This is a genomic window from Melioribacteraceae bacterium, assembly GCA_019638015.1.
GTDB lineage: Bacteria > Bacteroidota > Ignavibacteria > Ignavibacteriales > Melioribacteraceae > JAHBUP01.
The window spans coordinates 1290652-1302511 of the sequence record JAHBUP010000001.1 but is presented as its reverse complement, the minus strand read 5'-3'; the positions used below and the strand labels follow the sequence as shown (position 1 = coordinate 1302511).

Below are 11860 nucleotides of genomic sequence, written 5' to 3'. Positions count from 1 at the left end.
CTATTTTAATAATATCGATTCCGGGTCTAGCGACTTACCATTATGCCATATTTCGAAGTGTAAGTGGGGACCTGTTGTATTTGTACCAGAGTTGCCGCTCAATGCAATTAATTCACCTTGATAAACGATGTCTCTTGACTTTTTTAATAAAGATGAACAATGCTTATATAATGTTATATAATTATTGTCATGTTTAATAATTATTGTGTAACCAAAATCGGGGGTAAAGCCAGAAAATATAACTAATCCACCAGCTGAGGCAAATACGGGAGAACCTTTTTTTACACCATAGTCGGTTCCAAAATGTCCTTTTTCAGGTTTATAACTTTGAGTAATAACTCCCTGCGTAGGTTCAATAAATATCATTTTATTATTGATTGTATCTGAATTCGGGAAATATTTATCTATTAGCGAGATAAATGCAGTGTAGAAATCGCCTCCAATTTTTATCTTCTTTTTAATAGTTTTTTGTAGAGTATTATATAAAGAATCATCTTTTTTTATACTGTCTCTTTGCGCTAGCTGAAATGCAAATTTTAGTCTTTCATTATTAGTAGCAAGACTTTGAAGCTGGGCAGTGAGATCATAAACCTTGTTCTGCAGAGCTTCAATTTTTTCTGCCTGCGCAACCATTTCGTTATCATCAATTACAAAAAGCGAGTTTTTTAAGGGGGTCACAGAAAGAATAACAAGAAGAAATAGCCAGGCTGTAATTGTGTATAAGCCAATATACATCAACATTTTAATAAGACTAAATTTATAACGCGTTGTAGTTGTTGTTTTAAAATTAGGAGTTATATAGACAGAAAAATCGCGTATATCTTTTAAATTAAATTTCATTAAAATTCCTTTTAGGCAGAGCAAATATAAAGATTCACAGGTTAGTATTAAAGTTTGAGCATTTCAGATATTTTTGAATTAACCATTTCCGGTGTCAATTTTAGTCCGCAATCGAAGGTTTTGATTGGACAGCTATCCAAACCATGAATTCCGCATGGTTTGCATTTAAGGTTATCAAAAGAAAGATACCCGCTATTTTCTAAATATGGATAAAAACCAAATTCCTTTACAGTCGAACAATACAATGTAAGAGTAGCCGTACCAGCAATCATTCCAAGATGAGTTGGAGCGCTGTCGTTACAAATTAATAATTGACTCTTCTTGATCAGTGCGACCGATTCAATAATGGATAAATCCCCGGCATACGATTTAACATACCCCTCAAATCGATCCTCAAATTCCTGGCACAAATAAGAATCTTTTTTGCCACCAATCATAAAAATTTTAATGCCTTTGCCGATAAGAAATCTTGTGATTTGAAAGTAATAATCTTTAGGATAAATTTTAGTTTTCCAAACCGAACCAGGTGCAATTACCGCAATTTTACTATATGGAAATTGCTCCACTAATTTATTTATTCTAATAACTGCCTCTGCAGGTATTGTAATTCTGGGTCTAATTTTCCATGTATTCTTTTCGAGGTTGTATCCAGCTAAACTCAAGTTTCTGGCAACTTCATGAATCTTATCATCATACTTTATTTTATTTTTTAATAGAAATGAAAATGCGGCTCTATCAAAACCGTAAGTATCCTTGGCTCCAGAAAACCGGGTGATTAAAATTGATCGGGCAGAGCGATGTGGAGTGTACACAACATCAAATCTTTTGGATTTAATTAAACCAATAAATTCCTTTAAACTAAATAACGATTTATCATTTCCTTTTTTATCATATTCAATTACCTCATCTACAAAAGGAGAATGACGAAATAGTTCGGCGGTATCCGGAATAGTCACGACCGTAATGTTCGACGATGGAAATTTATTTTTGATAACTTCAATCATTGGTAGCGTAAGTACAGCATCCCCTAAAAACGCTGTTTGAATAACCAAAATATTTTTTAATGTTTCCAAAGTTTATGCATCCAAAAATATTGTTCGGGGTTTTGCCTTACCACACTCTCAACAAATGAAATATAGTTTTGAGTAATTCTATTAACTCTTTTTTCCTTTTCCCTAATATCTAAAGCTAAATCAATTCTTTTAAAGTCTACTTTATACTTATTATTTGGAAGACGCACAAAACAATATGCTACTATTGGAGATTCAGTTTTTACAGATATGTTGGCCAACCCGGTGTATAGCGCTGTAGATGTATTAAAGAATGTAAAACGGGGACCGTGAGCATCTCCACGCTGATCTCCTGCAATTATTACAATCTCCTCTCTTTTAAGAGCTTCATATAAGTGCCGGATAGAAATATTTGCCGGAATTATTTTACATCCATTACTGCTTCTCGATTTGCTAAGCCATGCAGTAACTCCGGGATTACTCTGCTCTCGCACCAATACATTTATAGTTCTACTAATAATTAGAGGTAATGAGACAATTGAAAACTCCCATCCGCCAAGGTGGGCAGTTACTAACAGCAACGATTTATGATTGACAATTTCCTCATTAAATTTTGTGAAGCTCGCATGCTCGATTTGCTCAAGTATTTCATTATTACTTAATGATGAGCATACCATCATTTCAAAAAAAGTTATGAGAGTATTGCGATAGTTTTCGAATGCGATATTTTTAATTTCTTCATAACTTTTTTCGGGAAATGCCTTTGTGAGATTTGAGATTACAACATTTCTTCTCGCACGGATTAAATAAAACAAAACCCGGGCTAGCACCGAAGCCAGCTGCCGGGTATTATTCAATCCAATTATTTTAAAAAGAGAAACAAAAAAATAAAATAATAGATACTCGATTTTATGTTTTGGCCTCATCTTTTATTCGGTGCTAATTCGTCTCATCCAATTATCATCTTTAACTTCGTCTCGTTTTGTTGAATGAAGAAGCTCGAAATTTCCAAAACCGGTAACATCACCAAAAATAAACGTTACACCTCCTTCTATGGCATTATAGAACCAGGTTTCATAAGGTTTTAAATGCGCTTCATTGGAGTAAAAATCGCGCTGATCCGGTTCACCGTACATCAGAAGTATTCTTCCTCTATCGGAAAGATATCCTTCACGCTTCATTATGCTGTAATTTTGATTAGCGAAATTAACTCTTCGCATATAATCAGTTTTATATTCATTTACCGGGGTTGATGGATTTGAATCTCTTCCCCTCCAGAAATTAAACATAAACTCCCTCTTTGTGCTAACCGAATCCAGTTTAGCATACTGTTCCTTTTCTCTTTGAGTTGCTATGTAGCGTATATACTGAAACATTGCGTCGCAATCTTCAGCAGACATAATTCCATATTCACTTGAAGCTACATTTGCGTTAAATGCCACATCCGACACAGCGGTTTGAACTTTAGGATTATATAAATAAAATCTTTTTGAACTTGAAAATGCATGGTTAGTTGCAGGATCGACTAAACTCAATTCAAAAATATATGAATCTGTTGGAAATTTACTCAGATTTAGTGTCCCCACTTCCACAACCGACTTTTTCCCGGGCTTAATTACTTTTTCTGTTCTATTTACCTGCTGGCCCGAACTATTAAACAAATTTTTATGAAGTACAAAATTCTGTTCGGGATTAGTTAAGAATAAATTATAAAGTTCGGCATAGAAAAAGAGCATCGGCATTTTCTCGGTATAAACCATTGTTGGGTTTGGTGTAACTTCCAATGTATTTTTATAAAATATGGAATTCGGGTCGGCATCCTGAAGTTTGAGATTTGACGCAAGTTGAATATCACTCATCTCAAATTTTTCGGAATTGAATGCTTTTAGCTCCAAATTTTCTGAAATCCTTTTATTAAGCGCTTGGTTTTCTGCGTCGTACGCATTAACCTGTAATTCATATTTACCTACTGGAACCGCAAAACCGAGTACTCCTTTGAATGAATTGGCTATTCTTATGGAATCATTCTCATCAAGAATATCTTCAATTTTCCATTTTCTATTTATAAAATATTCGCCTGTTTCGCTGTTCTTCATTTCTATATGAACAATAGCCTCTATCTTATCCCCCATTTCCGTTGTAGATATTGCCATACCTTTCGGATTAAGCTCATAATAAAACTCAAGATAAACTGTTGAAGAATCGTAACTAAATCGGGCGTAATCAAATTCAAAATTTAATTGATTTTGCGGCAAAGCTACTTGCGCGGTTAACATTAAGAAAAGAAATATTTTAAGAACATTGTTCATTTTAATTCCTCAAAAAATTAGGCGTTCTATTTAACTGAAAATAGTAATTGAAACAAAGATAAAATTTATCTCTTTCTAAAATAAACACTAATGGCTTAAAAAGAAAAAGCCCATTTCCTAAAAAGGAAACGGGCTTTTTTGCAAAAATGGAGAGATTCTTTAGAATCCTAAACCAACTGTAAATACATGGTTAGCATCAAAGAATTTAACTTCGCGGTAAGCGTAATCCAATTTAAGATCAACGCCGCCCATATTATATTTAACACCAAAACCAGCAGTTAAACCATAGATATCGTTATCTGCATCAAGTTCTGGTAATAAATCGTAACCGCCTCTGATAAATAAAGTATTATCAAAACCGTATTCAGCGCCTAATTTGTATTCATCGCCATAGAAGTTGCTGTTTTGGAAAACGCCATTTAATAACAATGCATTAGATTCATTGAAATTGTATGCGTATCCGAAACCAAGTTCTAATGTAGATGGTAATTCAAATCCGGCTCCATCCAATTTATAAAATTGGGTTGGTCTCTTTAAGTCGCCGGCTGTAGCTCTAACCAATAAACCTGATCCATCATATTTCATTTGAGGACCTAAGTTTTTAAGAACGAGAGCAAAGCTCAAACCGTCAACGTTTCCTAAGTTTTTGTAGGAAATACCAACGTTAAAAGCGATACCGGTTGATGAAACCAATTCAATTTTTTCTGTAACAAAGTTAGCTGTCAAACCAACCGCAATTCTATCACTAAGAAGGCGTGAATAGGTAACGCCTAAAGTCATGAATTGAGGAGCAAAAGTTTGACCAGTACCATCAGGATTATCAACAGTAGTAACTGCAATACTGCCGATATCAAGAGATTTAAGACTTAAACCGATAGCGCCGAATCCTTCAATATTTGTAGAAACTGCGCCATATTGAACACCGATATCAGCAATATGATTCATGTGTGAAAACATAACATTTGTTGCCGATTCACCGCGTGATAAGTTAGCGGGGTTCCAGAATATTGCTTCAACACCGCTCGAACCAACTAATGACGCTCCTGACATCGCAATTCCACGAGCACCTACAGGAATAAGAAGCTGTGCGGCACCAGCAGTACCGTTACGGCTTCCTCCACCTGCAAAAATGCTGCTGGAGGCGAAGAGCGAAATTATTAGTAAACTACCAATTAATTTTATTTTCTTCATTTTTTATTCTCCTTCGTTTTTTAGAATCTATCCAGCAGCTGTTGTTCTTGAATAATTGCGACCTTTAAGATTTTTGTTTCACCTAAATCTGGCATGTCAACATGTACTATGTATAAACCGCTTGCAACAGGTAATTGACTTTGATTCTGAAGATCCCATCTGAAGAATTGTTCAGGTGTATCTTTTTGAAGTGTTCTTACCAATTGTCCGGCTAAATTGAATATTCTGATTGTAGCTTTTGCAGGTAAATGAGTGAAAGTTACAAATCTTTGATACTTATTCAATTCTTGTGCGTTTACGCCATAGTATGGATTTGGAAATACGTTAATTTCTTTAACGTCTTCTTTTGCCAATTCATCTGAAACAGTTACTGAAGGAGCTGTAATTTCATATTTATCAGAAGCTGTAATTACTTTATTTGCGAATATTTGTAATACGTCATCTCCCGTAGCGCCTGGTGAAAATGCAACCGCGCCTCTTCTGTTCCATGTAGCTGTGTACATTATTCTATGTGGATCTTGAGGAGCAGTGCTGATAAGAGCAGCTTGATTAACTGGATTTACAGTTTCAGAGTATGGTTCATCAAATATAAATAACCATTCTCTTGTACTTGTAGCCGCACTTACGTTATCGGTTATAACATTAAAGTCACCTGGCCAATAAACACCATCAACCAAACCAGCTGCTACGTTGTTTTCAAGGAATCCGACTGCTAAACGTTTTGGATTCGCAGGATCGTCTATATTCCATGCGGAGAGAGGAACGTTTTTCTCGAATGCTTGGAACGAGTAATTACCTACTTTATTAATAATGAAAGGTGCGAATTCAGGTTTTGCAGCTGCAGCTGTAGCAGCTCTCATATATCTGTAACCATATGATACGTTTGGATCTGCAGGGTTTAAAGTTGGGCCAAAATTGCCTGTAAAATCAACTTTCGCAAAACGGAGTTCAACATTCTTAGCTTCGTGAGCTTTAACCACCATGTTTCCATCACGGAAGATAGCACGAGGACTTGTCCAGCCAAGAGCGCCATTAAATCCTTCTAAATGGAATCCATCGCCGCCTGCCCATGTTAATCTTCTTGTACCCTTAACCCAATTCCATCCCCAAAGTTTGGTATTATCTGTAGTAAATAAGTCATCATGTTTAATACCTGGAGGAGGACCTTGAACTTTTACCTGAAGACCATCAACAATCAAGTAGTCATCATCACCACTTAAATTAGCTTGATCTTTTAATAACACAGTTGAACCCTGAGCTAAAGTCCAGAGAACTGCACCTGGATGAGCAGGATCATCAGCAAATGTAATTGTATATTTTTTACCGGTTACTTTTGCAGGATCAACTACAGTGGCACCAATAATTCCATCACTAACACCAGCCACACGAACCGCTGTTACTGCGTCACCAGCTTTAGCGTTTAATCTAACACCTGGGTTTGGTTTTTGTGGTACTAAACCAGCTTGTCCACCTGAACCAATAATAGCAATTGGATTTTCAAGAATTTTTGGACCGAATGGAGGAGCAGGATTATAAGCATAAGAAGTGATAGCGAAGAAATAACGGGAACCATTAACTAATGGTAGCCCAGCTTTCAACGCATCAGTTTTAATTCTTATTGATCTGCTGATACCTGTATCGTCACCAAATGCAACAAGCTGTTGAACTTCAACACCTTGATCTAGAACAACGTCAACAACTTTCTTCACGTCATCAACTATGTCGAATGTAGCAATACGAACGGCTTCAGCGGCTTGTGCAGTAGCTGAAGGAAGTTGATAAACATTATATCCTTGGAAATGGTAACCGAAATTTGAATAACCTTCAGTTGCGGCAACTCCAGCAGGATCACTTCCCCAAACAAGAATAAGTTCGCCATCAAGAGCAGAAGCAGTAACTCTTGGAGCTTGTGGAGGTCTTGGAAGATCGAAGAAACGGTTGTATGCAATTTGAGCTGCTACGTCATATGCTTTTAATAATTGAATAGCTTGCAGTCTGTCGATTCCAGGAGTTGCACCGGCGCATATTTCAGCTAATACAACTTCTTGAGTATCGCCGTAAGCCATATTAAATGGACCGGAAGCCATACCTAAACGTCTATCTCCAGGTGGGTGTAACTGACCATCTAACCAACCTGTCTTTGCTATTGGATCGCCGGCAAGAGCGAACTTAGTTGGCAAGTTTGTATTTGGATCTATAAATGGATTACCAGTTGTTGATACTCTTCCCTGGAATAAATTATAGAATCCTAATGTACCTCTTTCATAGTTACCTTGTGTAGGATCTGTATAGATAGCATCACTATTAATAAAGAAGTAGAAAGATGTCATAGGCATATTCTTTTTGCCTGGTACATATTTTCCTTTAAAGATAGCTGTATCTGTAGCTACGCCAGGAATAATTGGACCCTGGAAGTAGTCAAATCCAACTGCTGGAGGAGGAAATGGATTGTAAGTAGCATCTGTAGCGTTTGCGTTGTAGCAATATCCCAATGATAACGTAGTGTCGCAACCAACATAATCGTCACCGGCATCACCTAGATCGGGATCGCTCCACCATGATACGAACATATCTGTGAAAGCTTTTCTATCAGCACTTTTATTAATAATAATAAATTTTCTAAATAGCATATTACCTAAAGCGCCTGTGGCATTATAGCCCCAAACAACTGCTTGTTGTTCAATACCCATTGGTAATGATCCATACATGAAGTCTGTTTGAGCGGCGTCGAAATCGTTAGCAACATAAAATACAGTTTGATCCGCGCCTGGAACGCCAGGAATATCAATTGCTGGATTGTAATGTTTGTCACCATCAACGTCTTCGTAAGGAGCGCCTTGATGAACAGGCCATTCCATCCAATCTTTTTCATACTGGGCACGAACTTCTTCTGCAGTGGCGCCGTCGCCGTCAGCTACTTCAGAATTCATTGAACCTTCAGCCCAATCTCTTCTAACTCTATAAATTCTTACATCAGAAGCTTCCGGCATCACTCTTGATCCATCAGCTTTAATGTAACCAGGAACAAGTCCTTGACGGTAAACCGAACCGCCAACACGAACTTGGCCATCTACTTTACCACCCCAAAGAAATCCTGACTGAAACACTGCAGCTCTGTTACTGCCTTTTGGGAAAACCAATCCGGAGTTACCATTTTGATTAATATCTGTTTCACCATCGTTTTTAATCCAGGTAGAAATATTATTAATATTGAATTTGGTATAAACCGGTTCGCCGGCAGACTTGTAAAGAGTTGCAGCTTTTTTACCACCGCTTCCCTTAGCAATCACCAAGCCGGAGATAGCTAACACAAGCAGTGCTGCGGTAAATAATCTGCTTAATTTTATATTCATGTTTTACTCCTGTTAATTTTTCGTTTCTTGAAATTAATATTCCAACCTGAATCCTAAACGGATTTGACGTGGTTGACCCCATAAGAAGCCGTCACCACCATAACCACCTTGATAATCAATCTGTAATGCTCTATATAAATCAGCATATCTTGGTCCATAGGTAGCTAACAATTGAGCTGAAAGTTCAGGATTGCTAATTACAGCATCATCTTCAGCAGAACCAGTTCTTAGGAATACGTTTTCAACATTTTTCTTGTCGAATAAATTTATTACAAAAACATAAATATTTAATGACAACCGGTCGAACAAACGGATGGTTTTATCAACACGTAAATCTACATTTAATGCAGAAGGTGTTGAAGAAGAGTTTAATGGTTCAATTGGTGATCTGAAACGAGCATCTGTTTCAGCATTCAATGCACCAGTACCTCTTGTGTATGGGTGACCGCTGTTAAATCTTGCTAATAATGAAACACCAAAATCGTTAAGAATTGCTGGTCCATCATTTGAGCCAAATCTATAATCAATATTCATGTTTCCTGATAGAGCCTGATTAAATGTAAGAGGGCTGATATATTTTGGATAGAATACAGTTACGCCATCGAGTGGAGCGCCAACAACACCGGTATTTGAGTAAGGATTAGATCCGGTACCGCGCGCATCCTGGAATGATAATGACGCGTTAACTGCTAATCTTTGATATCTTCTCATATTAAGAGTTAATTCAACACCCTTTGTAGTTGCAAAGTCGCCATTTGTTAAGATAGCATAATTCTGGAATGCAGAAAGTCTATCTACTGCTTGGCTTGCGTATTGAACTTGATCTCTGATATCTCTATAGTAACCGGTAATGTCGAATGACATAAAGTCGGTTAATTGTTGTGTAAATCCTAATTCATATTGAGTTGTTCTTGTAGGTCTGATCGTAGAACCAGATGGTTGGGAAATAAAGAAACCGCCCTTTAATTCAAAACCTAATCTATAATAGCCTCTATATGCTGTATTTAAAGATGGCTGTTGAACGAATTTTCCAAATTGGGCATGGAATACAGTTCTGTCTGTAACCGGGAATGAGAAACCGATACGTGGACTTACAGCGCTAAATGTAGGAACTTTTTTCCAGCCTGCTTCAATTAGTTCACCAGTTGTGCTGTTGATTGCTTGATCAGCTCTGGTTGGGTCAACAAATTCAAGATTATCGATATCGATATAATCGTATCTCAAACCAGCGTTAATTATAAGATCTTCATATTCAATTCTGTCTTGAATATAAGCGCTTGCAAATACTGGTTTATGAGGAGCGTCGAACATACCATCATCAGTTTCATTTCCAAATACATCGTAACCGTAATTGTTCACACCTTCGGTGATGAGCAATTGACGTTTCCATGAATCCAATGTTGGGTACTGAGGACTAACTGCATAATTAGCAACTTTTGCTGCAAGACCTGTCATAGCTGTTAGGCCCAAGCCCCAGTTTCTAATTACATATTGCATATACTCCCCGCCTACTTTGAATGAGTGAGCTTTACCAACTAAGAAAGAAAGAGAACCATTAAACACAATATTATTTCTATCAGAAATAGCCCATGCTTGTGGAACCGCACCATTTCTATTGAAAGTAAATCCAAGAACATTGATTGTAGTTGGAGTTCTGTAACGTCCGATTCTTCCGTTAGCGATATCCTGAGGTGTTCTAGGAATTGTCCAGCCTGTATTAGCACTGGCAACGCTATCACCATAAGCCCAGTAATCACTTCCTAAACCAGGTGTATAAGTTTCAGCTGATTGGAAATAATAACCTGCAGATAATTCATAAAACATAGATGGACTTAAAACGTGAGTAAGTTTTAAGCCGAATGAGCCGTTTGAGCTTTCATTCATACCTTGACGTGTTTGATATAAACTACGAATACCTCCGCCGCCGCTTTGACCTTTAGCATCGGTATAAGTACCAGATACTCTTAACATAACCGGTTTTAAATCAAAGTTTAATGTACCAGTAAATGTATAACGTTGATCTTGAACCCCTTTACGAGGACCAGCAGGGTAGGTTAAATCAATTGTATCTTGAGTTGCTGGATCACCAATAATACCAAGGTTTGCACCTGGCCAGGGTTGTGGACTTCCATCTCTATTATATTGGTAGTTAAAATTTGTAAAGAACTTAATTTTATTTTCGAAAAGAGGACCGCTTAAAACAGCACTCAATTCATCATAACCCCACCAGTGAGCACCTAAACGTTTTTCGCCATTAAAAGCATCCGATTTACTTTGGAAAGTAACATTATCGGTAATGTATTCTAAACTTGCTTTTAATTGTGATCCGCCAGATCTGAATTGTTGACGGATAATACCGGCATTAGCTCCTCCGAATTCAGCGGTGTAACCACCAGCTTGTACTTGAATTTCTTCAAGCGCGTCTTGAGAAAGAGTAACACCTCTACCGCCGGCAACAGGGTTTGTAATTGAAATACCCTCTAAGTAGTAACCAACTTCATCGGATCTTCCGCCACGTACATAAATTGTTCCGTTTTGTAGAACAACACCAGCGGTTAAACCAATAATGTTATTAACGCCTCGAATTGGCAATGCTTGAATATCTTCACTTGTTGTAATACGAACCGCGTTTGTATTATCTTTTTGCACCATAGGTCTCTGTGCAACAATAGTAACAGTACCTACTTGAACATCTTCGCTTGGAAGCTCGAAATCCACGTAAGTTGTTAAATCGGCATTTACTCTCACATTTGTAATTGTGATTGATTGATAGCCGATGTAGGAAGTGCGGACAGAATAAACACCCGCTTCAAGGTTTTGTAAGAGAAAATCACCATTTGCGTCGGATGAAGCTCCAGTACTGGTGCCTAATACAATAATGTTAGCACCTATTAATGCTTCGCCTGTCTGCAAATCGACTACTTTTCCCTTAATTCTTCCCTTTGTTCCTGCTTGAAGTAACGCAGGGCAAAGAGCTAGAAAAAGCAAAAAGTAAAAAATCTTTCGATGCATATTTTACTCCTTAGTTTTGTTGGTTAATTAAGAAAGGGTTTTCTGAAATGTTAAATCTTGTAAAAAGGGTATCAATAATTTCCTCCCTGGCTTGTTTATGTATCATTTTATTTTCTTTCAAAATTATGGTACTTTTTTTTTGCCC

General features: G+C 37.2%; 7 protein-coding genes. All 7 read right to left on the bottom strand.

The window, feature by feature from the left end; translation table 11 throughout:
* On the bottom strand, positions 1 to 840 hold the full coding sequence (locus tag KF816_05185; protein ID MBX3007408.1) for a M23 family metallopeptidase: 840 nt from the start codon (positions 838 to 840) through the stop codon (positions 1 to 3).
* Positions 841 to 887: 47 nt separating this feature from the next.
* Positions 888 to 1913, bottom strand: a complete 1026-nt coding sequence (locus KF816_05180; protein ID MBX3007407.1) for a glycosyltransferase family 9 protein — start codon at positions 1911 to 1913, stop codon at positions 888 to 890.
* Positions 1901 to 2776, bottom strand: a complete 876-nt coding sequence (locus KF816_05175) for a hypothetical protein (protein MBX3007406.1) — start codon at positions 2774 to 2776, stop codon at positions 1901 to 1903. The genes KF816_05180 and KF816_05175 overlap by 13 nt, the downstream gene beginning before the upstream one ends.
* 3 nt (positions 2777 to 2779) lie before the next feature.
* Entirely contained in the window at positions 2780 to 4159 is a 1380-nt protein-coding gene (locus KF816_05170; protein MBX3007405.1) for a GWxTD domain-containing protein, read from the bottom strand.
* Between the two features lie 159 nt (positions 4160 to 4318).
* Complete coding sequence (locus tag KF816_05165; protein MBX3007404.1) at positions 4319 to 5350, bottom strand: PorV/PorQ family protein; 1032 nt, start codon at positions 5348 to 5350, stop codon at positions 4319 to 4321.
* Between the two features lie 20 nt (positions 5351 to 5370).
* Entirely contained in the window at positions 5371 to 8703 is a 3333-nt protein-coding gene (locus KF816_05160; GenBank protein MBX3007403.1) for a T9SS type A sorting domain-containing protein, read from the bottom strand.
* Between the two features lie 33 nt (positions 8704 to 8736).
* Complete coding sequence (locus tag KF816_05155) at positions 8737 to 11715, bottom strand: TonB-dependent receptor (GenBank protein MBX3007402.1); 2979 nt, start codon at positions 11713 to 11715, stop codon at positions 8737 to 8739.
* Positions 11716 to 11860 lie beyond the last annotated feature (145 nt).